Below are 24,164 nucleotides of genomic sequence, written 5' to 3'. Positions count from 1 at the left end.
TCGCGGCACGTGTGGCCGGCACGGGCCGCGCACCGCGCGGCGCTCAGAAGCGCGGCAGGTCGGGGTGCGGCAGCAGCCCCCCGCGCACATGCTGGCGACCGTACTCCGCACAGCGGGCGCGGGTCGGGATGCCCTTGTCGGGATTGAGCAGCCCGGCCGGATCGAACGCGCGCTTGACCGCGAAGAACGCGTCGCGCTCCTGTGGCGAGAACTGTACGCACATCGAATTGAGCTTTTCGATGCCGACGCCGTGCTCGCCCGTCACGCTGCCGCCGAATTCCACGCAGCATTCGAGGATTTCCGCGCCGAACTGCTCGGCACGGTGCAGCTCGTCCGGATCGTTCGCGTTGTAGAGGATCAGCGGATGCATGTTGCCGTCGCCGGCATGGAACACGTTGATGCAGCGCAGCCCGTAGCGCGTCTCGAGCTGCTCGATGCGCGCGAGCAGCGGCCCGATCGCGCGGCGCGGCACGGTGCCGTCCATGCAGTAATAGTCAGCGGAAATGCGCCCGGCGGCCGGAAACGCGTTCTTGCGGCCCGACCAGAAGCGCAGCCGCTCGCTTTCGTTGCGCGAGACCTGGATGCGCGTCGCGCCATGCTCGCGCAGCACGGCCGTCATGCGGACAATTTCCTCCGCGACTTCTTCCGGCGTGCCGTCCGATTCGCACAGCAGGATCGCCTTCGCGTCGAGATCGTAGCCCGCGTGCGTGAACGCCTCGACGGCCTGGGTGGCCGGCTTGTCCATCATCTCGAGCCCGGCCGGGATGATGCCCGACGCGATGATCGCGGCGACCGCCTCGCCGCCCTTCACGACATCGTCGAAGCTCGCCATCACGAGCTGCGCGGTCTGCGGTTTCGGGATCAGCTTCACCGTGACCTCGGTGACGATCGCGAACATCCCTTCGCTGCCGATCACGACGGCGAGCAGGTCGAGGCCCGGCATGTCGAGGCCGAGCGAGCCGAATTCGACGATCTCGCCGTCGATCGTGACCGCGCGCACGCGCATCACGTTGTGCACGGTCAGCCCGTATTTCAGGCAGTGGACGCCACCGGAATTTTCCGCGACGTTGCCGCCGATCGTGCAGGCGATCTGCGACGAAGGATCGGGCGCGTAGTACAGCCCGTAAGGCGCGGCGGCTTCCGAAATCGCGAGGTTGCGCACGCCGGGCTGCACGGTCGCCGTGCGCGCGTACGGATCGACCTCGACGATGCGCGTGAAGCGCGCAAGCGACAGCACGACGCCGTTCGTGATCGGCAGCGCACCGCCCGACAGGCTCGTGCCCGCGCCGCGCGGCACGATCGGCACCTCCATGCGGCGACAGATCTGCACGATCCGCTGCACCTGCGATTCGGTTTCGGGCAGCGCGACCGCGAGCGGCAGCCGGCGGTACGCGGACAGGCCGTCGCATTCGTACGGCGCGGTGTCTTCGTCGCGGTACAGCAGGCAATGCGTCGGCAGCACGGCCATCAGCGCCTGCACGACTTCGCGCTGGCGCTGCGCGCGGGTCGCGCTCGACAGTTCGACGGAAGCGTTCATTGGGTCTCCTGCGCGCGGTGCGTCATCGCACCGCCGTGTCAGCACGTGAAGATCTTGCCGGGATTCATCAGGTTGCGCGGATCGAGCGCGAGCTTGATCGCGCGCATCGCGTCGATGGCGTTGTCGCCGTGCTCCTTCGGCAGGAAGCGCATCTTGTGCAGCCCGACGCCGTGTTCGCCGGTGCAGGTGCCGCCGAGGCGCAGCGCGCGCTCGACGATCCGGTCGTTGATGCGTTCGGCTTCGTCGATTTCCTCGGGCTTGTCGGGATCGATCAGGATCGCGACGTGGAAGTTGCCGTCGCCGACGTGGCCGACGATCGGGCAGGGCAGCGACGAGGCGCGCAGGTCGGCTTCGGTTTCCTCGACGCACGCGGCGAGTTGCGAGATCGGCACGCACACGTCGGTCGTCACCGCGCGGCAGCCGGGCTTCAGCTGCAGCATCGCGAAGTACGCGTTGTGGCGCGCGGCCCACAGCCGCGTGCGATCCTCGGGGCGGGTCGCCCATTCGAAGCCCTGGCCGTTGTTCTGGCCCGCGAGCGCCTGCACGAGCTCGGCCTGCTCCTTCACGCCGGCTTCGGTGCCGTGGAATTCGAAGAACAGTGTCGGCGCTTCGGCGAGCGTCAGGTTCGAGTGGCGGTTGATCGAGCGCACCGCGAGCGAGTCGACGAATTCGACGCGCGCGATCGGCACGCCGATCTGGATCGTCTCGATCACGGTGCGTACCGCGTCGCCCATCGACGGGAACGTGCAGGTCGCGGCCGACACGGCTTCGGGCAGCGGATGCAGGCGCAGCGTGATCTCGGTGATCACGCCGAGCGTGCCTTCGGAGCCGACGAACAGGCGCGTGAGGTCGTAGCCGGCCGACGACTTGCGGGCGCGCGAGCCGGTCTTCACGACGCGGCCGTCGGCGAGCACGGCGGTCAGGCCGAGCACGTTCTCGCGCATCGTCCCGTAGCGCACGGCGTTGGTGCCCGACGCGCGGGTCGCGGTCATGCCACCGATGCTGGCGTCGGCGCCCGGATCGATCGGGAAGAACAGGCCGGTGTCGCGCAGGGCTTCGTTGAGCGCCTTGCGCGTGATGCCCGGTTCGACCGTGACGGTCAGGTCTTCCGCGTTGATCGACAGCACGCGGTTCATTTCCGACAGGTCGAGCGACACGCCGCCGCGCACGGCGAGCAGGTGGCCTTCGAGCGACGAGCCGGCGCCGTACGGGATCAACGGCACGCTGTAGAGCGCGCACAGCGACACGACTTCGCGGACTTCGTCGGCGCTGTGGGCGAACACGACGGCGTCGGGCAGTTGCGGATCGAACGGCGATTCGTCGCGGCCGTGATGGGCGCGGACGGCGTCGGCGGTCGACACGCGCTCGCCGAAGGCGGCGCGCAGCGCATCGAGCATGGCGGGGGGCAGCGGGCGGCGCGCGGTGGCCGGCGGGGCAGGGTGATTCACGAATGTCTCCTGACGACTGCTTGTCAAACTTTCGGCCCATTCTACGCTGCAACGCCTGCTGCGGCCCCCGCCGCGGGCTGCGATAATCGCGTTCCAACCCAACCCAACCCAACCCAACACAACCCAACCGGGCCGCGTCGCGGCCGCGCACGTGAGGACATTCGCATGGGCAACCGCTTGAGCAAGATCGCCACGCGCACGGGCGACGACGGCACCACCGGCCTCGGCGACGGGCGGCGTATCGGCAAGGACGACGCGCGGATCGCTGCGATCGGCGATGTCGACGAACTGAACTCGAACCTCGGCGTGCTGCTCGCCGAGCCGCTTCCGGACGACGTCCGCACCGCGCTCGTCACGATCCAGCACGACCTGTTCGATCTCGGCGGCGAGCTGTGCATTCCCGGCCATACGGTGCTCGACGACACGCACCTCGCGCGCCTCGACCAGTGGCTGGCCGACTACAACGCGACGCTGCCGCCGCTGAAGGAATTCATCCTGCCGGCCGGCTCGCGCGCGGCGTCGCTCGCGCACGTGTGCCGGACGGTGTGCCGGCGCGCCGAGCGCTCGATCGTCGCGCTCGGGCGCCACGACACGTTGAATGATGCGCCGCGGCGCTACGTGAACCGGCTGTCGGACCTGCTGTTCGTGCTGGCGCGCGTGCTGAACCGCGCGGGTGGCGGCGCCGACGTGTTGTGGGAGCGCGGGCGCGTCCGCTAGCGCCCGGTGTCGCTTTTCCGCACTGCGACAATTTGCCCAAGGGGCGTCTATTTTTAAAGATGTATCGTATGTGCATGTTTAACGGAGAACGAACATGACCCACATCACCGCTGACCAGATGGCCCGTGTGAAGGCCACCGCCCCCGTCCTTGCCGTGCACGGCGCGACGATCACGAAGCATTTCTACCAGCGCATGTTCGCGCGTCATCCGGAACTGAAGAACCTGTTCAACCAGACGCACCAGAAGACCGGCAGCCAGCCGGAAACGCTCGCGAAGGCCGTCTATGCGTATGCGGCGAACATCGACAACCTCGGGGCGCTCGGCGGGGCGGTGTCGCATATCGCGCACAAGCACGCGAGCCTGAACATCCGTCCGGAGCATTACCCGATCGTCGGCGAGAACCTGCTCGCGTCGATCGTCGAAGTGCTCGGCGACGCGGTCGATGCGGAGACGCTCGAAGCCTGGCGCGTCGCGTACGGCCAGCTCGCGCAGATCCTGATCGGAGCCGAGGCCGACCTGTACGCGGGTGCCGCGTGGAGCGGCTTCCGTCCGTTCAAGGTCGCCCGCAAGGTGCGTGAAAGCGACGAGATCACGTCGTTCTACCTGACGCCCGCCGACGGCGGTGAGGCGCCGAAGTTCGAGCCGGGCCAGTACATCACGGTGAAGCGCTTCGTCGGCGATCTCGGGGTCGACCAGCCGCGCCAGTACAGCCTGTCCGACGCGCCGCACGGCAAGTGGCTGCGTATCTCGGTGAAGCGCGAGGCCGGCCAGCCGGAAGTCATTCCGGCCGGCAAGGTGTCGACGCTGATGCATGACGGCGTGGAGGAGGGCGCGATCGTCGAGGTGACCGCGCCGATGGGCGAATTCTCGCTGAAGCGTGGCGTCGACACGCCGGTCGTGCTGATCTCCGGCGGCGTCGGCCTGACGCCGATGGTGTCGATGGCATCGACGCTGGTCGCCGAAGGCAGCAAGCGTGAGGTGCGGTTCGTGCACGCCTGCCGTTCGGGCGCGGTGCACGCGTTCCGGGACTGGCTGAACGATACAGTGCGCGAGCACGCGAACGTGAAGCGCACGGTGCTGTACGAGCTGGTCGGCCCGAATGATCGCGTCGGCGTCGATCACGACCTCGAAGGGCGCCTGACGCCGGAACGCGTGAAGCAATACGCGCTTGTGCCGGACGCCGACTACTACATCTGCGGCCCGATCGCGTTCATGAAGGCGCAACGCGATGCACTGGTCGCGCTCGGCGTCGCGCCGGAACGCATCAATACCGAGATCTTCGGCTCGGGCGCGCTCGAGTGAGATCCTGACGGCCGGTTCCGGCCAAGGCAATGAAAAAGCCCGGCGCGAGCCGGGCTTTTGTTCGTGCTGCGCCAGGCGGGCGACTTCAGGCGCGCAGCATCAGCGTTGCGTGGTAGCGCCATACCTTCGGATCGGCACTGACGAATGGCATGCCTTCATGTAGCGCTTGCGCGACCATCACGCGGTCGAACGGATCGGCATGATCAGCGAAATCCGGCAACACGGCGACCGCTTCAGCGTGATCGCTGCTAATTGGCAACTCCGCGAAGCCTGCCAGACGGAACGCCGAGCGGGCATCGCGCGGATGAACGGGAAGGTTGCCTTTGCGATACTTGATCGCAATTTCCCGGATGGACGCGGCGCTGATATACAGCGTGTTTTGCGGATCCTCGATCAATGCGGCAGCGGTCGGCGAAAGTTGCGACGCGCCTTCAGCGGCCCAGAGCGCGATATGCGTATCGAGTAACAGCTTCACGGTGCGAGCCCCCGCTCGGCGCTGGCGTCAAAATCGGTCGCGATCGATTCGTCGCCGGCATTGAATGCTTCGACGGTCGTCGGGATGTTCAGGCCGGCAAGCAGCTGGCGAGCGGCGCCGATGCGGCGCGGCGCGGTGTAGGGAACGATGCGGGCGACCGGATGGCCATTGCGGGCGATCACCACTTCGGACTCGCGCCCCAATTCAAGCGCCTCGACGAGACTTGAGAGCCGCGACTTGGCATCATGCATGTTGACGGTCGACATGAGTACCTCCGGTTAGCTAGGGGGGTGTTAGCTAGTCAAGCAGAACCCAATGCTGACCACAGTCGAACCATGGCAACCCGCCGGCAAGCGGGTTGTCATGGTTCGGACCGGTGTCGTCTGTCAGTTGCCGCTGCCGCGCGCGACGCGGCGTGCCTTCACCGATTCCGCGAGACCTTCGAGCACCTTCACGCTGTCGTCCCACGCGATGCACGCGTCGGTGATGCTCTGGCCGTAGGTCAGCGGGCAGCCTTCCTTCAGGTCCTGACGCCCCTCGACGAGGTGCGACTCGACCATTACGCCGACGATGCGCTCGTCGCCGGCCGCGACCTGGCGGCCGATGTCCGCACACACGGGGATCTGGTTCTCGTGCTTTTTCGAGCTGTTCGCGTGGCTCGCGTCGATCATCAGGCGCGCCGCGAGGCCGGCCTTGCCGATGTCCGCGCACGCGGCGTTCACGCTGTCCGCGTCGTAGTTCGGCGTCTTGCCGCCGCGCAGGATCACGTGGCAGTCCTCGTTGCCGGCCGTCGACACGATCGCCGAGTGACCGCCCTTGGTCACCGACAGGAAATGGTGCGGCTGCGACGCGGCCTTGATCGCGTCGACCGCGATCTTCACGTTGCCGTCGGTGCCGTTCTTGAAGCCGACCGGGCACGACAGCCCCGACGCCAGTTCGCGGTGCACCTGCGACTCGGTCGTGCGCGCGCCGATCGCGCCCCACGAGATCAGGTCGGCGATGTACTGGGGGCTGATCATGTCGAGGTATTCGGTCGCGGCCGGCAGCCCCATCTCGTTGATCTGCAGCAGCAGTTCGCGCGCGGTGCGCAGCCCTTCGTTGATCTTGAAGCTGTTGTCCAGGTGCGGATCGTTGATGAGCCCCTTCCAGCCGACCGTCGTGCGCGGCTTCTCGAAGTACACGCGCATCACGATTTCCAGTTCGCCCTGGAAGCGCTCGCGCTCCTTCACGAGCCGCCCCGCGTACTCGATTGCCGCCTTCGTGTCATGGATCGAGCACGGCCCGATCACGACGATCAGCCGGTCGTCCATCCCGTGCAGGATGCGGTGCATCGACTCGCGCGAGTTGTAGATCAGTTCGGACGCCGCCTCGGAGCACGCGAATTCGCGGATCAGGTGGGCGGGCGGCGTCAGTTCCTTGAGTTCGCGAATACGGACGTCGTCGGTGTTGTGCGGGGGCATGCTGGTTCTCCTTGTTCCGGGCGCCGTTCGGTCAGTGGGCGTGCGGCAGATTCATCAATTCAAGCGATTCAGTGGTTTCGGTCGGGGCCGCGGGACCCGCTGCGGCGGCGACCGGGTGGCGAAGGGCGAAAAAAAACCGCCGGGTTCGCCGGCGGTTTTTTCGGGAATTTCGGTTGCGCTTTACGCGCCATCAACCCTCTCGATCCGCCAGCGGTCTGAGATGCCAAAAAAAGTAAAAATAAAACTTGGCGGACATGACGGAGATTCGGTTCGTCAAAAAAGTTGATTCGGAATTTATACCCCGTCGCCGTGCGGCTGGCAACCGGGGGTGTTCAAAAATGCGGACAATCCGCGCGTTTTTGTCAAAATGCGCGGATTGTCTGCGCCGCGATGCGGTTATGCCGTACCGCCGACCGTCATTTTGTCGATCCGCAGGGTCGGCTGGCCGACGCCGACCGGCACGCTCTGGCCTTCCTTGCCGCACACGCCGACGCCCGAGTCGAGCGACATGTCGTTGCCGATCATGCTCACGTACTTCAGCGATTCCGGGCCGCTGCCGATCAGCGTCGCGCCCTTCACCGGGTACGTGATCTTGCCGTTCTCGATCATGTACGCCTCGGACGCCGAGAACACGAACTTGCCGTTCGTGATGTCGACCTGGCCGCCGCCGAAGTTCACCGCGTACAGGCCGTTCTTGACCGATGCGATGATTTCCTGCGGATCCTTGTCGCCGTTCAGCATGTACGTGTTGGTCATGCGCGGCATCGGCAGCGCTGCGTAAGACTCGCGCCGCGCGTTGCCGGTGACGGGCATCTTCATCAGGCGCGCGTTCAGCGTGTCCTGGATGTAGCCCTTCAGGATGCCGTCCTCGATCAGCGTCGTGCACTGCGTCGGGTTGCCTTCGTCGTCGATGTTCAGCGAGCCGCGGCGATTCGGCAGCGTGCCGTCGTCGACGACGGTCACGCCCTTCGCGGCGACCTGCTCGCCGATCCGGCCGGCGAATGCCGACGAGCCCTTGCGGTTGAAGTCGCCCTCGAGGCCATGGCCGATCGCCTCGTGCAGCAGCACGCCCGGCCAGCCCGGCCCGAGCACGACCGTCATCGCGCCGGCCGGCGCGGGGCGGGCGTCGAGGTTCACGAGCGCCGCGTGCACGGCGTCGTCGACGTAGCGCGACAGGATGTCATCGGTGAAGTAGCCGTAGTCGAAGCGGCCGCCGCCGCCGCCGGAACCGATCTCGCGACGGCCGTTCTGTTCGGCGATCACCGTGACCGACACGCGCACGAGCGGGCGGATGTCGGCTGCGAGCGCGCCGTCGCTGCGCGCGACCAGCACGACGTCGTATTCGCCGGCGAGGCCCGCCATCACCTGCGTGATGCGCGGATCGCGCCCGCGCGCCATCTGCTCGATGCGCTCGAGCAGCTTGACCTTGGCCGTCGCGTCGAGCGACGCGAGCGGATCGGACGGCAGGTACAGGTCGCGGCCCGAGATGCCCTTCAGCGACGTCGCGGCCTTGATCTTCTGGCGGCCGCCGCCGGCCGCCGCGATCGCCTTGGTGGCCGCGGCCGCCTGGGCGATGGCTTCTGGCGACAGGTCGTCCGAGTACGCGAACGCGGTGCGGTCGCCCGCGACCGCGCGCACACCGACGCCCTGGTCGATGCTGAAGCTGCCCGACTTCACGATGCCTTCCTCGAGGCTCCACGCTTCGCTGCGGGTTGCCTGGAAGTACAGGTCCGCGTAGTCGACGCGATGCGTGAAGATGTCGGCGATCGTGCGCGTGAGCAGGCTCTCGTCGAGGCCGTACGGCGTGAGGAGGATGTCCTTCGCCAGCGCAAGATTGCGGATGCCGGGTTCGATGATGTTCATGCGGGTATCGAGGGTTCTCAAAAAGTTGTCGGGTGCGTTCTGGGCAGATGGGTTGGCCGGGCGGCGTTTCAAGCGCCGGGGCGGTTCAGCGGTTCAGGCCAGCACACGATGCCGCCATGCGGGCAGGCTCTGGCGCACGTCGGCGATGCGCTGCGGATCGAGCGCGCCGGCCACGACGCTCGCGCCTTCGTCGCGGACCGCGACGATCTCGCCCCACGGGTCGATCAGCATGCTGTGGCCCCAGGTGCGGCGGCCGTTCTCGTGCTTGCCGCCCTGCGCGGCTGCCAGCACGTAGCACTGGTTCTCGACGGCCCGTGCGCGCAACAGCATTTCCCAGTGCGCGCGGCCCGTCGTATACGTAAACGCCGACGGCACGACGATCAGCGCGCAGTCGCCCATCCTGCGATACAGCTCCGGAAAGCGCAGATCGTAACAGACCGACAGGCCGACCCGCCCGAACGGCGCGTCGAACGCGACGACCGTGTCGCCCGCGCGGATCGTGCGCGCCTCGTCGAACGATTCGTCGCCTTTCTCGAAGTTGAACAGGTGGATCTTGTCGTAGCGGGCCGCCTCGTTACCGGACGGGTCGAACACAAGTGTCGTGTTCAGCACGCGGTCGGGTTCCGGCGCCTGCAGCGGCAGCGTGCCGCCGATCACCCAGATGCCGTGACGGCGCGCGGCATCCGCGAGGAAGCGCTGGATCGGACCATCGCGATAGGGCTCGGCGAGCGCGAGCTTGTCGGTGTCGCGGTGACCCATGAAGCAGAAATACTCGGGCAGCAGCATGAGTTGGGCGCCGTCGCCGGCCGCTTCCGCGATCAGGCGGCCGGCTTCGGCGAGATTGCGCGCGACGTCCGGCGTGCTCACCATCTGCAGCGCGGCGACCCGAAAGGGCGTGGCGGAACGGGTGTGATCGGTCATCGCAGAGTCGGTTGCGTCATAAATGGGGTGCGGCCCGGCACCATGGATCGATCAATGGGGCGCCGCATCGGCCGGACCGTGATTCATCTTACCCTGATCGCCCCGCACCCGCTCGATGTGCGGATGGGCCCACGAGCCCGTGATCGAGTAGTCGAGCGCGAACGCGTGCGACAGCGTCTCCGACAGCGCGTAGTTCGCGGCCAGCACGCCGACGCCGAGCAGTGGATTGATGATCGCGGCCGCAATCGCCGCCGAGCCGGCGCCGATTTTCGGCGCGACGTGCGCATGCAAGTCCTGCGTCTCGGTGCCGAGGTCGACCGCGCCGCGCACCGTCACGTTCGCCGGCGCCGTCGTCATCGAGAAGTCGTCGGTGCGTGCGATCCCGTTCGAGATCCGGCCGGTGCCGGTGATCTTGTCGAACGGCAGCCCCTTGCCGACCACGTCGCGGAAATTCAGCGTCAGGAAGCGCGCGAGGCTTTGCAGGCTCAGCACGCCGAGCAGCTTCGCGGCGCCCGGATCGACCTTCAGGATCTGGCCGTGCTCGAGGTCAACGGCGACCTGGCCGCCGAGCGACGGGAGGTCGACCGCGGTCGGGCCGCCGCGCCAGCCGACCTTGCCGGTCACCGTGCCGTGGCCGTCCGCGAGCATGCGCGGCAGGCCGACGCGGTCGAGCAGCGCGCCCGCGTTGCCGATGTCGAGCTTGAAGTCGAACACGCTGCGGCGCGGCGCCTCGCTTTGGTCGACACCGCGGGCGAGCGCGCGGCGCGACGTGCGCCAGTTGCCGGTCGCCGTCAGCTTCGCGGCCGGGTTCGCCAGCTCCAGCTTGTCGAGTTGCCATACGGGCACACCGTCCTCTTCGATGTTGCGCGCGTTGACAACCAGGCGGCCGATGTCGTGGTCGCGCGCGACGACCTGGTCGACGATCAGGTCGACCGACGGCATCGGCCGGTCGGTCGGCGTCGGCAGGTTCATCGCGCGGCCGACGAGGTCGTGCTGCGCGCTTTGCGGAATCACGAGCTTCGCGAGCCGCGCATTCAGCACGCCCGCGCCGTTGTGGCCGCCGCCGGGCGCCCACGACAGGTAGCCCGATACCTGGTTCGACGCGATGTTCGCCTGCCACAGCTCGTCGACGTGCGACGCGCCGATGATCACGTTCTCCCAGTTGCGCTTGAGCAGCTTCAGCGTGCCGAAGTGGAGCGCGAAGCGCTTCGGCGTGAAGCTCGCGACGTCGATGCGCGGGGCTGCCTGCGGCTCCGGCGCGCGCGGCTGTTCGGGCTGCAGCGTGCGGGCCAGCGCGAGCCATGCGTCGGCGTCCAGTTCGTCGACGTCGACGGCCGCGCTCACGCCGTCCTGCGGCAGGTCGGGCATCCGGTGGATGCCCATCGCGCCGCGCACGGCGCGCAGCGGCTGGCCGCGCGTCGCGTCGAGCAGGTAGGTCGCGGACACGGGGCCGAGCGTCAGGTCGGCATGCTCGAGGCGCTTGCCGTCGGCCTGGGCCGCGGGCTGCAGCGTGAAGCGGAACGGCATCGGCGTGCCGGCCGGCTTCGCGAACGGCGCCGGGAAGTTCAGCGCAACACCCGTCAGGTCGGAATGCGCGGTGACTTCCGGCAGGCGGCCCGGCGCACCGCGCACGGCGAGCTGGTACGGCGCGTCGCCGACCACGTGCTCGAGCAGCGCCGCAGCCGTGCCGCGCAGGTTCAGGCCGCGCGCGGCGTCGAGTGCGAGCTTGCCGTCGACGTCCACCGTGTAAGGGCCGTGTGACTGGAAGTTGCCGCTCGCGTGTACCGGGCCGCCGAGGAAGCGCCCCGACAGGTCGCGCAGTGACGCGCCGGCCTCGGTGAACTGCACGCTGCCGCGCAGCGCGGACAGCGGCGGCACACCTTCGGTCGACAGCGTGTTGCCGCCGAACGCGAGCGCACCTTCGACGTGCGTGTGCGGATGCGGAACGTGTTGCGGAATCGTGATCTTGAGCGCGAGCGACGCGGGCCCCTGCGCATCGATCCGCTGGCCGATGTGCCCGCTCATCATGCCGAGCGAGCTGTTGTCCGCGTAGTCGATCAGGTCGGCGAGCGGGCCTTGCGCATGGCCGTCGATGACGAGCGGCGACTTCGACGGGTTGCCGAGGTCGTCGATGCGGCCCGCGACCTTCGTCAGCGCGACCCGCTTGTAATGCGCGCGCGCGATGTCGAAGCGCAGCTTGTTCTGTGCGAGCTCGAATACGCCGTCGATCCCGTCGAGGGCCGGCCACACGCTCGGCGTGCCGTTCGCGAGCTTGCGCGGCGGGTACGGCGTCGGCTCGAAGCGCCCGCCGGTGAACGGCGCGACGATATGGAACACGCCGGCATCCGGCTCGTGTTCGAACGGGAATTTCTCGAGCGGGCCGCGCGCGACGATCGAGGCGCCCCTGGTTACCTTGCCGTCCTGCAGCGCATGACCGAGATAGTCGCGCAGGTGCTCGGACATCCCGGTCGGCAGGTAGCGTGGAATGCGTGCCACCGATGCGCGCGCGAAATCCGCGCGCAGGTCGAGCGAGCCGCGGCCGTGGCCGGGGTTCGAGTACGAGCCCGACACGGCGATCTCGGCATCGGGGTTGGCGACGAGCAGGTCGGGCAGGGTCACGTCGACGCGCGCGTGCTTTTCGCCCGGCGCCGGCGTGATCACCCATTTCGCGTTGCCGCGCAGCCGGTCGAAGGTCAGGCGCGGCTCGTCGAATTCGCCGGGCACCGTGACGGCCGCGTTGACCGTGTCGAAGTGCGCGTTGCCGCCCGTTTCGTTCGCGTCGATGCGGCCCCACAAATTCTCGACGCCTGGCCAGCCGGCGCGCGGATGACCGCGCGGGGACAGGCCCGGCGGCGGCTCCTGCGCGGCGACGCTGATGCCCTGCAGGTCGCCGAGGAAGCGGTAGCGGACGATCGGCGCGGCGCCCGTGCGCCGCTCTTCTTCGGCGAGGTCGGCCCGCGCCGGCTTCGCGCGTTCGACCTCGATGTGATAGTTCGACACCATCCCGCGCGGGTCGAGCTTGATCAGCTCGTTACGCAGGCGCGCCGGCAGCGGCAGCCCGCGGATGAACTCGCTGAGGATGCCGAGATCGACGCGGTCGCCGACGACGCTCAGCAGCTGTCCCTGGTCGGCGGCCGGCACGCGGTAGCGGGCGGTCAGCGTCGACAGTGCCAGCGAGCGGGAGAGCGGCGTGCCGTCCGGCAGCGGCGGCTGGCCGAGCTCCGCGTTGAAACGCGTCAGGTGCAGCGTGTAGTCGCGGCCGGCGTTCAGCGCCATGTCCCAGCCGAACCCGACCGTCGGCACGTCGAGGCGCGGCTGGGTCGGCCGCACGCGCAGCACGACGTCGGCGCCCTGCAGGTCGCCGCCCGCGGAACGCAGGTGGCCGTCCTTGAAGGTCGCCCAGATCGCGTTGTCGATCCGGCCTGCATGGATCGTGAGCGGCAGGTCGAGATAGCGGCCAAGCGTCTGCAGGTCGACCGGGCCGGTCGACAGATACGCGTCGCCCGTCCAGTTGGTCGGCTTGCCGATCGGCCCAAGCGGCTTGTGCCTGAAGCGCGCGCGGAAATCGAGCGGGCCGAGCAGCAGCGTGCCGTTCGCTGGCGCCTGCAGCGCGGCCTTGTGCACGCGGCCCTGGTTGAGCACCGCGAGGCGGATGCCCGACAGCGCGAGCTCCGGCGCGTCGTGCTGCGCGTCGCGCCAGCGCAGCGTGCCGTTGCGCAGCACGATCGCTTCCTGTTTCAGCAGCCACGTGCCGAACGTGTCGTTGCCGCCGTGGGTGGTCGCGACGCCGACGCCCGCGACGCTCAGCGAGCCGTCGGCGGCGCGCGCGACGACGAGGTCCGGGTGGTCGACGATCAGGCTCGACAGCGCGGGTGACAGCCGCAGCAACGACATCCAGGACAGCGCGGCCGTCGCGTGCGGGACCGACAGCGCGATCTGGCCGTCACGGCCGCGAATGGTGAGGTTGGCGACTTCGACGCCCGGCTGCATGCCGGACCAGTGGGGAGACAGCTTGCCGATCGAAAGCTGCGCGTGGAGCTTGTCGGACACCGCGCGCTCGATGCGCGGGCGGAATTCGTCGATGCGCGGCAGGACCACGTAGCGCAGCCCGAGGAATGCGCCGGACGCGACGAAGTACGTGCCGATCCCGACTGCCAGCGTCACCCTGAACACGTGGCGCAGGACCGGATGATCGTGCTTCGGAGGTCCCGCTTCGGGCGTAGCTACGGCGGATTCCTGACGGTCGGACATGCGGCGGAAGGGCGGCGATATGGTAGTTTTGCAGACTGACGTTGAAATGTATCACACGGGTTCGTGCCGGCGGCCGTTGCGGCAGCGCGGCACGGGCTTTCCGGCGCGCGGTGTCGCGGCGGCGCATCCGCGTCGCGCGATGCCGCGCCGAGTCCATGGGGCCTGTCGGCAGCGGGGCGCGCACGCGTTTACCCCGGGCGGCGGGCCTTACCGCCAGGCCCGCTTCTCGATGACCGACGCTTCCGCCCTGATCAGCCCGTCCTACTCCCGTTATCTCGCCCGCGCGGCTGCCGCGCGCCCCGCGCTGTCCGACCAGATCGCCGCGTGGGCCGCCGCACCGCTGTCCCGCGCGCAGTTCGACGCGCGCCTGACCGAACTGCTCGCGCCGCCGGCCGGCACCGCCGCGCCGAGCGACGAGCAACTGAAGCGCGCGCTGCGGCAGTTGCGTATCGAGGTGTTCGGCGCGGTCGCGGAGCGCGACCTGCGCGGAGTCGCGGACGTCGCCGAGGTGACGGGCGCGATGACCGATCTCGCCGAAGTGGCCGTGCAGCGCTCGCTCGCGCTGCTGTCCGCCGAGCTCGAGGCGATGTACGGCGAGCCGCGCGGCGCCGACGGCCAGCGCGTCGCGCTCGGCGTGGTCGGGATGGGCAAGCTCGGCGGCCGCGAGCTGAACGTGTCGTCGGACATCGACCTGATCTTCGTCTACGAGGACGACGGTGAGACGGCCGGCGGCACGCGCTCGCCGCTGTCCACGCAGGAATATTTCACGCGGCTCGGCCGGCGCCTGATCGGCGTGCTGTCCGAGGTCACGGCCGACGGCTATGTGTTTCGCGTCGACATGCGGCTGCGCCCGAACGGTGATTCGGGGCCGCTCGTCTGCAGCCTCGGGATGCTCGAGGAGTATTTCTACGTGCAGGGGCGCGAATGGGAGCGCTACGCGTGGATCAAGGGGCGACTCGTGTCGGAGGGCGACAGCGACGCGGCGCAGCGGCTCGCGACGCAGCTCGAAGCGATCGTCAAGCCGTTCGTATACCGCCGCTATCTCGACTTCGGCGTGATCGGCGCGATCCGTTCGCTGCACCAGCAGATTCGCCACGAAGCCGCGCGCCGCGCGTCGATGCGGCCCGACAAGGCCGACGACATCAAGCTCGGGCGTGGCGGGATCCGCGAGATCGAATTCAGTGCGCAGGTGTTCCAGCTGATCCGCGGCGGCCAGGATGCGGAGTTCCGCGTGCGGCCGACGCTCGCGGTGCTGCGCCATGCGCAGGCGCGCGGGCTGATCGGCGAGGACGTGCGCGAGCGCCTGACCGATGCTTACAATTTCCTGCGCACGCTCGAGCACCGGCTGCAGTACCGTGACGACGCGCAGACCCACGCGATGCCGGTCGATCCGGACGAGCGCGCGGCGCTGGCCGCGTCGCTCGGCTTTGCCGACTATGCGGCGCTGATGACGGTGCTCGATGGCTACCGCACGTTCGTCGAGGCGCAGTTCGACCAGATCTTCGCAGACAAGGTGAGCGGCGGCCCGTGCGCGGCGGGTGAGGACACGGCGGCCGGGTGGATCTGGAGCGGGGCGCTGGCCGACGACGGCGAGGACGACGCGCTGCTCGCGCGCCTCGACGGGCTGGGCTTCGCCGATCCGGCAGCCGTGCTCGCGCGGCTGCGTGCGATCTGGCAGTCGTCGCGCTACTCGGGCCTGCCGGAAAAGAGCCGGCAGCGTTTCGACAGCGTCGCGCAGCGTGCGCTCGAGGCCGCGCCGCGGATCGACGCCGCGCGCCGCGACGACACCATCGTGCGATTGTTCGACCTGCTCGAGACGGTCAGCCGGCGCGGCGTCTATCTCGCGCTCCTGACCGAGTATCCGGCCGCGCTCGACCGCGTGCTGTCGGTGCTCGGCGCGACGCGCTGGGGCGGCGGCTACCTGATTCGCCATCCGCAGCTGCTGGACGAATTGCTCGACGACGAGGCGATCGCGAGCCCGTTCGACTGGCCCGCGTTCAAGGACGCATTGCGTGCGCGCCTCGCGGCTGCCGACGGCCCCGAGCAGCAGATGGACCTGCTGCGCCACGCGCAGCATGCGGAGGTGTTCCGCATCCTGCTGATCGATCTGGCGGGGCAGCTGTCGGTCGAGCATGTGAGCGACCGCCTGTCCGAGCTGGCCGACGCGGTGCTCGACGTGACGATCGAAGTGGTCTGGTCGCAGCTCGCGAAGCGCCATCGCGACGCGCCGAAGTTCGCGGTGATCGCGTACGGCAAGCTCGGCGGCAAGGAGCTCGGCTACGCATCGGATCTCGACCTGATCTTCCTGTACGACGACCCCGACGAGCGCTCGGCGGACGTCTACACGACGTTCACGCGCCGGCTGATCACGTGGCTCACGACCGCCACCGGCGCGGGCGCGCTGTTCGACATCGACCTGCGGCTGCGGCCGAACGGCGAGGCCGGGCTGCTGGTCACCGATCTCGACGCGTTCCGCCGCTACCAGCTGCGCGAGGGCGATGCGGCGAACACGGCGTGGGTCTGGGAGCACCAGGCGCTGACGCGCGCGCGCTACAGCGCGGGCGACACGCAGATCGGCACGGACTTCGAGGCGATTCGCCAGCAGGTGCTGACGACGCCGCGCGACGGGGGCGTGCTCGCGAAGGAAATCGTCGACATGCGCGGCAAGGTGTTCGCCGGCCACCCGAACCAGACCGAGCTGTTCGACCTGAAGCACGATCGCGGCGGGATGGTCGACATCGAGTTCATCGTCCAGTACTGGGTGCTGCTGCATGCGTCGAGCGACGCCGAGCTGATCCGCAACACCGGCAATATCGCGCTGCTGCGCGAGGTCGCGCGGTTCGGCCTGATGGGCGAGGACGAGGCCGAGCGCGTCGGCGCCGCGTACCGCAAGTACCGCAAGCTGCAGCACAAGCTGCGGCTCGACGGGATGGAGAAGGCGCGGGTCGATCCGGCCCTGGTGGCCGACGAGCGGGCGGCCGTGACGGCGCTGTGGGAGCGCGTGTTCGGGGCGGTTGAAACGGGCGTTTGAGTCGGGCGTTCGAATGGCGGGGCGGGCGCACGCGAGCGAGCGGCCGCTCCACGGAAAAGACCGGCGCGGGCGCCGGTCTTTTTGTATGCGACAAGCGGGTAACGGGCGGCGGCGTCAGGCCGCCAGCATTTCCTTCGCGTGCTTGCGCGTCGTCGCGGTGATCTCGAGCCCGCCGAGCATCCGCGCGACTTCCTCGACGCGGCTCGCCCTGTCGAGAGGGTTGACCGACGATACGGTGCCGCCGCGGTCGTCGGCGCCCTTCGCGACCTGGAAGTGATGGTCGCCGCGGGCGGCGACCTGCGGCAGGTGCGTCACGCACAGCACCTGGCGGTTGCGCCCGAGCTGGTGCAGCAGGCGGCCGACCACTTCGGCGACGCCGCCGCCGATCCCCGTGTCGACTTCGTCGAAAATCAGCGTGGGTGTCGGGCTGGCCGCACTCGCAATCACCGCGAGCGCGAGGCTGATCCGCGCGAGTTCGCCGCCCGACGCGACTTTCGCGAGCGGCCGCAGCGGCACGCCGGGGTGCCCGGCGACACGGAATTCGACCTGCTCGAGCCCGTGCGGGCCGCCGTCGGCGAGCGGCACGAGCGTGACGTCGAAGCTGCCGCCCGCCATCGACAGTTCCTGCATGCCGGCCGTGACGGCCGTGCCGAGCGTTCTGGCTGCCTGCGCGCGCGCCTTCGACAGGTGTTTTGCGTCGGCGAGATAGGCCTCCCATGCCTGCGCCTGCACGGCTTCGAGCGCGCCGAGATCGGCGGCCGCGTCGAGCGCGGCGAGCTGAGCGCGGCGTGCCGCATGTTCCTCGTGCAGCGTGTCGGGCGGCAGCCGGAACTTGCGGGCGGTCGAGTGCAGCGCGTCGAGGCGCGTTTCGACCTGGGCGAGCCGGGCCGGGTCGAGATCGAGGCGCTGCGCGTAGTGCGACAGCGAATAGACGGCTTCCTGCAGCTGGATCTCGGCCGGTTCGAGCGACGCAAGCGCATCGCCGAGGCCGGTGTCGTAATCGGCCAGGCTGCGCAGTTTCGACACGATCGCGCCGAGTTGAGGGAGCATCGCGTCGTCGGCCTCCGACAGCGCGTTGAGCGCGCCCTGCACGCCGGCGATCAGGTTCGCCGAATGCGACAGGCGCTTGTGCTCGCTGCCGACTTCGTCCCATTCGCCCGGTTGCGGCGCGAGCTTGTCGAGTTCGGCGAGCTGCCATGCGAGCTTCTCGCGTTCGAGTTGCAACTCGCGCTCGTGTGCCTTCGCGGCGTCGATCGCCTGTGTCGCGTCGCGCCATACGCGCCATGCGCGTGCGACGTTCGCGGCATCGGCGACGAGCCCCGCGTGCGTGTCGAACAGCTCGCGCTGCGCGTCGGGCCGCATCAGCAGCTGGTGCGCGTGCTGGCCGTGGATGTCGACCAGCATCTCGCCGAGCTCGCGCAGCTGCGCGAGCGTCGCGCTGGTGCCGTTGATGAACGCGCGCGAACGGCCGTTCGCGTCGATCACGCGGCGCAGCATCACGGTGTCCTCGGCGTCGAACGCGTGTTCGTCGAGCCAGCGCGCGACGCGGTCGTGCGGCGTGAATTCGGCGGTGATGTCGGCACGGCCGCAGCCGGCGCGCACGACGCTCGCATCGGCGCGTTCGCCGAGCGCGAGGGCCAGGGCGTCGATCAGGATCGATTTGCCGGCGCCGGTTTCGCCGGAAAAGACGGTAAAGCCGCTGTCGAATTCGAGATCGAGCGCGGCGACGATGACGAAGTCGCGAATCGAGAGGTGGCGGAGCATGGTGTCGGGCGGAGGTGCGTCAGGACGCCTTGTCGTCTTCGTTCGATGCGTGTTCGTTCCAGTGCAGCTTCTTGCGCAGCGTCGCGTAGTAGCTGTAGCCGATCGGGTGCAGGAACGGCACCGTGTGCTTCGAGCGGCGCACCTCGATCGTGTCGTTCAACTCGAGCGCGGTGAACGACTGCATGTCGAAGTTCACGTTGACGTCGCGCCCGCCGACGATCTGGATCGCGATCTTCGAATCGTCGGGCAGTACGATCGGCCGGTTCGACAGCGCATGCGGCGCGATCGGCACGAGCACGATGCCCTGAAGCTGCGGATGCAGGATCGGGCCGGCCGACGACAGCGCGTATGCGGTCGAGCCGGTCGGCGTGGCGACGATCAGGCCGTCCGAACGCTGGTTGTACATGTAGCGGCCGTCGACCGACGCGCGCAGCTCGACCATCCCCGAGAAGCCGCTGCGGGTCACGACGACGTCGTTGAACGCGATCGCGTGGTAGATCGGCTCACCGTCGCGCATGATCCGGGCCTCGAGCAGCGAGCGCTCCTCGCGCTCGAACTTGCCCGACAGGATCACCGGGACGCGCGCCTGCATGTCGGCCGCCGCGATGTCCGTGATGAAGCCGAGCCGCCCGTGGTTGATCCCGATCAGCGGTGTCTTGTACGGCGCGAGCTGGCGCCCGATGCCGAGCATCGTGCCGTCGCCGCCGAGCACGACCGCCACGTCCGCGCGCGCCCCGATTTCCGCCGGGGTGAGCGCCGGATAGCCGGAGATGCCGATCTCGCGCGCGGTGTCGGCCTCGAACACGACCTCGAAGCCGAGCTTCGCGATGCAGCCAGCCAGCGTGGCGAGCGGCTCGGCGATACCGGGCGTGTTGCTCCGGCCGACGAGCGCGACAGTGTTGAACTGATTACCGGTTTTCATGCCGGCATTACACCATAGCTCGTTGACGAAAAGAACCGGCTGTGCACAGACGGGGCCGGATCGGGTCGGGCTGCGCGACGGTGGCCGTGGATACTCGCCGCGGTCGCGCGGTTGCGCTAAAATTTTCCACCATGCTAGATCCTCGCGCACGAACCCTCCTGAAAACCCTGATCGAACGGTATATCGCCGACGGTCAGCCGGTCGGCTCGCGCACGTTGTCCCGTTATTCCGGGCTCGAGCTGAGCCCGGCGACGATCCGCAACGTGATGTCCGACCTGGAGGAGCTCGGCCTCGTGTCGAGCCCGCACACGTCGGCCGGCCGCATCCCGACGCCGCGGGGCTATCGCCTGTTCGTCGACACGATGCTGACGGTCGAGGCGCCGATCGACGCCGAGGCCGTCGCGCGGCAGGTACAGAACACGCTGCAGGCCGGCGAGCCGCAGCAGCGGGTGGTGGCGGCCGCGGCGAGCGTGCTGTCGAACCTGTCGCAGTTCGCGGGCGTCGTGCTGACGCCGCGCCGCAGCCACGTGTTCAAGCAGATCGAGTTCATGCGCCTGTCGGACAGGCGCATCCTGCTGATCATCGTCACCCCCGAGGGCGACGTGCAGAACCGGATGCTCGCGACGCCGCGCGACTATTCGCCGTCGCAGCTGACCGAGGCGTCCAACTACATCAATGCGCACTTCGCCGGCCTGTCGTTCGACGAGGTGCGCCGCCGCCTGCGCGACGAGATCGACCAGCTGCGCGGCGACATGACCACGCTGATGCACGCGGCCGTGACGGCCAGCACCGAGGTGCCCGACACCGAGGACACGGTGCTCATTTCCGGCGAGCGCAACCTGCTCGAAGTGGCGGATCTGTCGTCCGACATGGCGCGGCTGCGCAAGCTGTTCGACGTATTCGACCAAAAGACGGGCCTCCTGCAACTGCTCGACGTGTCGAGCCACGCCCAGGGCGTGCAGATCTTCATCGGCGGCGAATCGACGCTCGTGCCGATCGAGGAAATGAGCGTCGTCACCGCGCCGTACGAGGTGAACGGCCAGATCGTCGGCACGCTCGGCGTGATCGGCCCGACCCGCATGGCGTACAACCGCGTGATCCCGATCGTCGACATCACCGCGCGCCTGCTGTCGCTCACGCTGAGCCAGCAGTAGCCGGCGCCGACACCGTTCCGCCATCGTGCCGCGGCACCGGGCGCGCCGCCAGTCGGCCGAACGGCCAGCCGACCCGAGCGAGGCGGCCCGCTATAATTGAGGGCCGTCCGACTGCGTGCCCCGAGCACGTTCCTGCCCATGCGTTTCGATCTTGAGCCGCCTTCGAGCGTCGCAGCTGCCCATCGCATCGGCGTGCTGCTGATCAACCTCGGCACGCCCGACGCCCCGACCCCGCGCGCGGTGCGGCGCTATCTGGCCGAATTCCTGTCGGATCCCCGCGTCGTCGAAATCCCGCAGGTCGTCTGGCAGGTGCTGCTGCGCACGCTGATCCTGCCGCTGCGCGGGCGCGCGTCCGCGAAGAAATACGCGGCCGTGTGGATGCCCGAGGGCTCGCCGCTGCGCGTGTACACCGAGCGCCAGACCGACGGCGTGCGGCACCTGCTCGCGTCGAACGGCTACCAGGTGATGGTCGACTACGCGATGCGCTACGGCAGCCCGAACATTGCGCAGGCGCTCGCGCAGTTCAAGCGCGCGGGCGTCGAGCGCGTGCTGCTGATGCCGATGTATCCGCAATATTCGGCGTCGACCACCGCGACGGCATTCGATGCCGCGTTCGGCGCGCTCGCGCGGATGCGCAACCAGCCGGAAGTGCGCACGGTGCGGCATTACGCCGACCATCCGGCCTACATCCACGCGCTCGCCGAGCAGGTGCGCCAGTACTGGGCGCAGCACGGCCGGCCCGACTTCGCGGCCGGCGACAAGCTCGTGCTGAGCTTTCACGGCGTGCCGAAGCGCACGCTCGACCTCGGCGATCCCTATCACGACCAGTGCCAGCAGACGGGCGCGCTGCTGATGGCCGCGCTTGGGCTGTCGACGCTCGAATGCCGCGTGACCTTCCAGTCGCGCTTCGGCAAGGCGGAGTGGCTGCAGCCGTACACGGCGCCGACGCTGCGCGAGCTCGGCGAGGCCGGCGTGCGGCGGGCCGACGTGTTCTGTCCCGGTTTCACGGCCGATTGTCTGGAGACGATCGAGGAGATCGGGATGGAAGTGCGCGACGAATTCATCGCCGGCGGCGGCCAGGCGTTCCACCGGATTCCGTGCCTGAACGGCGCGCCCGCGTGGATCGGCGCGCTCGGCGAGATCGTCGCCGAGAACCTGCAGGGCTGGCCCGTGAAGGCCGCCCAACCCGAAACGGTGAATTGAAATGACGACGCGGCCCCTGCGCGCATTGCGTTCGCTGCCCCCGAGGGGGCGGTCGGCCGCGTGGCGGCGGCCCGGCGGAGGCTGACATGAATTACAGGATTTCGACGGAACCCGGCGCGAAGCTGCGCATCGACAAGTGGCTGTGGGCGGCCCGCTTCTTCAAGACCCGCTCGCTCGCGTCCGACGCGGTCGACAAGGGGCACGTGAAGATCGGCGGCGCGGCGGTCAAGCCGGCCAAGGACGTGCGGGTCGGCGACGAGGTCGAGATTGCGATCGACGGTGTCGTCTGGCACATTGCCGTGCTGGGTATTTGCGACCTGCGCGGGCCCGCGAGCATTGCGCAGACGCTTTACGAGGAAACCGAAGCGGGGCGTGCCGCGCGGCTCGCCGAACTGGAGCGGCGGCGCACCTATCGCGAGCCGGCAGCCGAACTGCACGGCCGGCCGACCAAGCGCGACCGGCGCATCATCGACAGATTTTCTGGTGGGAGCTGAACATCTGGTCGAACGTCGCCAGCGCGCTTCCGTATTCGGTCGTGCGGTCGGTGACGGCTCCCGACAGGCAGATGGTGGTGGTGCCGGCGATCAGTACCAGCGCGACCACCGATATGGCAAAGGTCAGTTTCACGGTACTCGCCTCGACAAGACGGTGAATGCGGCGCCAGGTGGATGTCAGGCGACGGTCAGCTAGGGGTTAACACGCTTTTCCGACGCTTGAGTGGAGTGTAGTGCAGCCCCCTGTGCCGAGCTAGTACTTGTCGGGTAAGCGTTGTTACAGGCCGTTTCCTCCGATTTGGCGGCAAATGCGCGCAATCGGGCGGCGTGCCGCGCGGTTGTTTCGCGGCATTGGCGAATGCCGGCGAATAACCCTCTTGAAATTGCAGTTTTCGCCCTTATTTGCACCAACAATGTGCGGTGCCGCCGGTATACGAGCTGGCGGTTGCCGATTTGGCTTCAACCTCTAATCGACTTTCAGCGACATGGAAAACACGCAAGAGAACCCGGCTACCCAATCGGCCGAAGACATCGGTAGCGAGAAGCAGGCGGCGCAAGGCGCTGCTCCTGCCGCCGAAGCAGCCGACGCGGCGCTCGCGGAGGCTCAAGCCAAGGTCGCCGAGCTGCAGGAGAGCTACCTGCGGGCGAAGGCCGAGACCGAGAACGTCCGCCGCCGCGCGCAGGACGACGTCTCGAAGGCGCACAAGTTTGCGATCGAAAGCTTCGCGGAGCACCTGCTGCCCGTGCTGGACAGCCTCGAGGCGGCCGTCAGCGACACGTCCGGCGACATCACGAAGGTGCGCGAGGGTGTCGAGCTGACGCTGCGCCAGCTGACGAGCGCGCTCGAGAAGGGCCGCGTCGTCGCGATCAACCCGGTCGGCGAGAAGTTCGATCCGCACCAGCACCAGGCGATTTCGATGGTGCCGGCCGAGCAGGAGCCGAACACCGTCGTCGCCGTGCTGCAAAAGGGCTACACGATCGCCGACCGCGTGCTGCGCCCGGCGCTCGTCACCGTCGCGCAGCCGAAGTAAGGCCGGCGCGATGGTTCCCGCCGGCGTCGATCCGGCCGCGTTCGAGGCCTTCGACATGCGGGGGCTCGCCGCCGACACGTTCGACGCGGGCATCGACGGCGCCGGCGACGCCCCGGAGGAAGTCCCCTTGGGGGACGCACTCGCCGTGGTGTTCTTCTGGGGTGTCGACTGCTTCAACTGCGAGATCGCGAAGAAGGCGATGCTTGCCCAGCCCGACGCGATTCGCGCGCTGGACCTGAAGTGGTTCCACTGCAACGTGTACGAACACCACGAGCTGGGGCGCCGCTTCGGCCTGCACGGCGTGCCGACGTGGTTCTTCTTCCACCGCGGCAAGCGTCTCGGGCGCGCGACCGGCTGGCATGGCCTCGCGCAGTTCCAGGCGGCGGTGTCGGCGGCGCGCGCGAAGGTCGCGGCGGCGGGCGAGCACGACCGCGGTCCGAACGATCCGGCTACCGGCGGCGATTGAAAAAATTTAATATCCGCATCGCTTGGCGGGTCTTGAAAACGGGCTGGCCGGACGCATTTCGGGAACAGAGTTGAATTCTGGCGCGCGAATCCGCCCCAAAACGTGGGGTTTTGCGCAGCAAACA

General features: G+C 68.6%; 20 protein-coding genes. 9 read left to right on the top strand and 11 right to left on the bottom strand.

Annotation, left to right across the window (positions count from 1 at the left end; genetic code table 11):
* Positions 1 to 43: 43 nt before the first annotated feature.
* Entirely contained in the window at positions 44 to 1,537 is a 1,494-nt protein-coding gene (locus tag GEM_RS13890; protein WP_014898026.1) for an FAD-linked oxidase C-terminal domain-containing protein, read from the bottom strand.
* Between the two features lie 38 nt (positions 1,538 to 1,575).
* Positions 1,576 to 2,985 (bottom strand): FAD-binding oxidoreductase, encoded by a 1,410-nt coding sequence (locus tag GEM_RS13885; RefSeq protein WP_014898025.1) that lies wholly within the window; start codon positions 2,983 to 2,985, stop codon positions 1,576 to 1,578.
* Positions 2,986 to 3,150: 165 nt separating this feature from the next.
* Here GEM_RS13885 and GEM_RS13880 point away from each other — a divergent pair, with 165 nt between their 5' ends.
* On the top strand, positions 3,151 to 3,702 hold the full coding sequence (locus GEM_RS13880; RefSeq protein WP_014898024.1) for a cob(I)yrinic acid a,c-diamide adenosyltransferase: 552 nt from the start codon (positions 3,151 to 3,153) through the stop codon (positions 3,700 to 3,702).
* Between the two features lie 94 nt (positions 3,703 to 3,796).
* Positions 3,797 to 5,005: an NO-inducible flavohemoprotein gene (hmpA, locus tag GEM_RS13875; protein ID WP_014898023.1), complete on the top strand. Its 1,209-nt coding sequence runs from the start codon at positions 3,797 to 3,799 to the stop codon at positions 5,003 to 5,005.
* Positions 5,006 to 5,090: 85 nt separating this feature from the next.
* Here hmpA and GEM_RS13870 read toward each other — a convergent pair whose 3' ends face one another.
* The 3 genes from GEM_RS13870 to aroG all read right to left on the bottom strand — a co-directional run bounded on the left by GEM_RS13870 (position 5,091) and on the right by aroG (position 6,940).
* On the bottom strand, positions 5,091 to 5,480 hold the full coding sequence (locus tag GEM_RS13870; protein ID WP_014898022.1) for a type II toxin-antitoxin system VapC family toxin: 390 nt from the start codon (positions 5,478 to 5,480) through the stop codon (positions 5,091 to 5,093).
* On the bottom strand, positions 5,477 to 5,746 hold the full coding sequence (locus GEM_RS13865) for a type II toxin-antitoxin system Phd/YefM family antitoxin (RefSeq protein ID WP_014898021.1): 270 nt from the start codon (positions 5,744 to 5,746) through the stop codon (positions 5,477 to 5,479). Before GEM_RS13865 ends, GEM_RS13870 begins: the two co-directional genes overlap by 4 nt.
* Before the next feature lie 120 nt (positions 5,747 to 5,866).
* Positions 5,867 to 6,940, bottom strand: coding sequence for a 3-deoxy-7-phosphoheptulonate synthase AroG (gene aroG / locus GEM_RS13860; protein WP_014898020.1), 1,074 nt, complete (start codon positions 6,938 to 6,940; stop codon positions 5,867 to 5,869).
* Here aroG and GEM_RS30940 point away from each other — a divergent pair.
* On the top strand, positions 6,939 to 7,226 hold the full coding sequence (locus GEM_RS30940) for a hypothetical protein (RefSeq protein ID WP_187293232.1): 288 nt from the start codon (positions 6,939 to 6,941) through the stop codon (positions 7,224 to 7,226). The genes aroG and GEM_RS30940 overlap by 2 nt on opposite strands.
* 110 nt (positions 7,227 to 7,336) lie before the next feature.
* Here the strand turns inward: GEM_RS30940 and tldD are convergent, their stop codons facing one another.
* From tldD to GEM_RS13845, 3 genes are all read right to left on the bottom strand, one after another.
* Positions 7,337 to 8,803 carry a metalloprotease TldD gene (tldD, locus tag GEM_RS13855; RefSeq protein ID WP_014898019.1) on the bottom strand — a complete coding sequence of 489 codons (1,467 nt, stop codon included), beginning with the start codon at positions 8,801 to 8,803 and terminating at the stop codon, positions 7,337 to 7,339.
* Between the two features lie 93 nt (positions 8,804 to 8,896).
* Positions 8,897 to 9,724 (bottom strand): carbon-nitrogen hydrolase family protein, encoded by an 828-nt coding sequence (locus tag GEM_RS13850; protein ID WP_014898018.1) that lies wholly within the window; start codon positions 9,722 to 9,724, stop codon positions 8,897 to 8,899.
* Positions 9,725 to 9,775: 51 nt separating this feature from the next.
* Positions 9,776 to 13,975, bottom strand: a complete 4,200-nt coding sequence (locus GEM_RS13845) for a YhdP family protein (RefSeq protein ID WP_014898017.1) — start codon at positions 13,973 to 13,975, stop codon at positions 9,776 to 9,778.
* Between the two features lie 229 nt (positions 13,976 to 14,204).
* Between GEM_RS13845 and glnE the strand changes: the two genes are divergently transcribed.
* The gene (gene glnE / locus GEM_RS13840; protein ID WP_014898016.1) at positions 14,205 to 17,006 is read left to right on the top strand and encodes a bifunctional [glutamate--ammonia ligase]-adenylyl-L-tyrosine phosphorylase/[glutamate--ammonia-ligase] adenylyltransferase; all 2,802 of its coding nucleotides are present in this window, start codon (positions 14,205 to 14,207) and stop codon (positions 17,004 to 17,006) included.
* Positions 17,007 to 17,120: 114 nt separating this feature from the next.
* Here glnE and recN read toward each other — a convergent pair whose 3' ends face one another.
* Together recN and GEM_RS13830 are read right to left on the bottom strand one after the other, a co-directional pair.
* Complete coding sequence (gene recN / locus GEM_RS13835; protein WP_014898015.1) at positions 17,121 to 18,770, bottom strand: DNA repair protein RecN; 1,650 nt, start codon at positions 18,768 to 18,770, stop codon at positions 17,121 to 17,123.
* 19 nt (positions 18,771 to 18,789) lie between these two features.
* Entirely contained in the window at positions 18,790 to 19,692 is a 903-nt protein-coding gene (locus GEM_RS13830) for an NAD kinase (protein ID WP_014898014.1), read from the bottom strand.
* 131 nt (positions 19,693 to 19,823) lie between these two features.
* Here GEM_RS13830 and hrcA point away from each other — a divergent pair, with 131 nt between their 5' ends.
* From hrcA to GEM_RS13815, 3 genes are all read left to right on the top strand, one after another.
* Positions 19,824 to 20,846: a heat-inducible transcriptional repressor HrcA gene (gene hrcA / locus GEM_RS13825; RefSeq protein ID WP_014898013.1), complete on the top strand. Its 1,023-nt coding sequence runs from the start codon at positions 19,824 to 19,826 to the stop codon at positions 20,844 to 20,846.
* A 138-nt stretch (positions 20,847 to 20,984) separates the two neighbouring features.
* Complete coding sequence (gene hemH / locus GEM_RS13820) at positions 20,985 to 22,049, top strand: ferrochelatase (protein ID WP_014898012.1); 1,065 nt, start codon at positions 20,985 to 20,987, stop codon at positions 22,047 to 22,049.
* Between the two features lie 86 nt (positions 22,050 to 22,135).
* Entirely contained in the window at positions 22,136 to 22,543 is a 408-nt protein-coding gene (locus tag GEM_RS13815) for an RNA-binding S4 domain-containing protein (RefSeq protein WP_014898011.1), read from the top strand.
* On the opposite strand, the gene GEM_RS31840 is transcribed toward GEM_RS13815, so the two are convergent.
* Entirely contained in the window at positions 22,515 to 22,676 is a 162-nt protein-coding gene (locus GEM_RS31840; RefSeq protein ID WP_014898010.1) for a hypothetical protein, read from the bottom strand. The genes GEM_RS13815 and GEM_RS31840 overlap by 29 nt on opposite strands.
* Before the next feature lie 352 nt (positions 22,677 to 23,028).
* Here GEM_RS31840 and grpE point away from each other — a divergent pair, with 352 nt between their 5' ends.
* Positions 23,029 to 23,574 (top strand): nucleotide exchange factor GrpE, encoded by a 546-nt coding sequence (gene grpE / locus GEM_RS13810; RefSeq protein ID WP_014898009.1) that lies wholly within the window; start codon positions 23,029 to 23,031, stop codon positions 23,572 to 23,574.
* Positions 23,575 to 23,584: 10 nt separating this feature from the next.
* Positions 23,585 to 24,040: a thioredoxin family protein gene (locus GEM_RS13805; RefSeq protein WP_014898008.1), complete on the top strand. Its 456-nt coding sequence runs from the start codon at positions 23,585 to 23,587 to the stop codon at positions 24,038 to 24,040.
* Positions 24,041 to 24,164 lie beyond the last annotated feature (124 nt).

It is taken from the genome of Burkholderia cepacia GG4, from assembly GCF_000292915.1.
GTDB lineage: Bacteria > Pseudomonadota > Gammaproteobacteria > Burkholderiales > Burkholderiaceae > Burkholderia > Burkholderia cepacia_D.
The sequence above is the reverse complement of the archived record's forward strand: the minus strand, read 5'-3'. Positions and strand labels throughout refer to the sequence as shown.

Excerpts from the sequence above, each read along its gene's own strand:
- GEM_RS13890 (WP_014898026.1), bottom strand. The coding sequence starts at position 1,537 with ATGAACGCTTCCGTCGAACTGTCGAGCGCGACCCGCGCGCAGCGCCAG.
- GEM_RS13880 (WP_014898024.1), top strand. The coding sequence starts at position 3,151 with ATGGGCAACCGCTTGAGCAAGATCGCCACGCGCACGGGCGACGACGGC.
- hmpA (WP_014898023.1), top strand. The coding sequence starts at position 3,797 with ATGACCCACATCACCGCTGACCAGATGGCCCGTGTGAAGGCCACCGCC.
- GEM_RS13865 (WP_014898021.1), bottom strand. The coding sequence starts at position 5,746 with ATGTCGACCGTCAACATGCATGATGCCAAGTCGCGGCTCTCAAGTCTC.
- GEM_RS30940 (WP_187293232.1), top strand. The coding sequence starts at position 6,939 with ATGCTGGTTCTCCTTGTTCCGGGCGCCGTTCGGTCAGTGGGCGTGCGG.
- aroG (WP_014898020.1), bottom strand. The coding sequence starts at position 6,940 with ATGCCCCCGCACAACACCGACGACGTCCGTATTCGCGAACTCAAGGAA.
- tldD (WP_014898019.1), bottom strand. The coding sequence starts at position 8,803 with ATGAACATCATCGAACCCGGCATCCGCAATCTTGCGCTGGCGAAGGAC.
- GEM_RS13850 (WP_014898018.1), bottom strand. The coding sequence starts at position 9,724 with ATGACCGATCACACCCGTTCCGCCACGCCCTTTCGGGTCGCCGCGCTG.
- GEM_RS13845 (WP_014898017.1), bottom strand. The coding sequence starts at position 13,975 with ATGTCCGACCGTCAGGAATCCGCCGTAGCTACGCCCGAAGCGGGACCT.
- glnE (WP_014898016.1), top strand. The coding sequence starts at position 14,205 with ATGACCGACGCTTCCGCCCTGATCAGCCCGTCCTACTCCCGTTATCTC.
- recN (WP_014898015.1), bottom strand. The coding sequence starts at position 18,770 with ATGCTCCGCCACCTCTCGATTCGCGACTTCGTCATCGTCGCCGCGCTC.
- GEM_RS13830 (WP_014898014.1), bottom strand. The coding sequence starts at position 19,692 with ATGAAAACCGGTAATCAGTTCAACACTGTCGCGCTCGTCGGCCGGAGC.
- hrcA (WP_014898013.1), top strand. The coding sequence starts at position 19,824 with ATGCTAGATCCTCGCGCACGAACCCTCCTGAAAACCCTGATCGAACGG.
- hemH (WP_014898012.1), top strand. The coding sequence starts at position 20,985 with ATGCGTTTCGATCTTGAGCCGCCTTCGAGCGTCGCAGCTGCCCATCGC.
- GEM_RS13815 (WP_014898011.1), top strand. The coding sequence starts at position 22,136 with ATGAATTACAGGATTTCGACGGAACCCGGCGCGAAGCTGCGCATCGAC.
- grpE (WP_014898009.1), top strand. The coding sequence starts at position 23,029 with ATGGAAAACACGCAAGAGAACCCGGCTACCCAATCGGCCGAAGACATC.
- GEM_RS13805 (WP_014898008.1), top strand. The coding sequence starts at position 23,585 with ATGGTTCCCGCCGGCGTCGATCCGGCCGCGTTCGAGGCCTTCGACATG.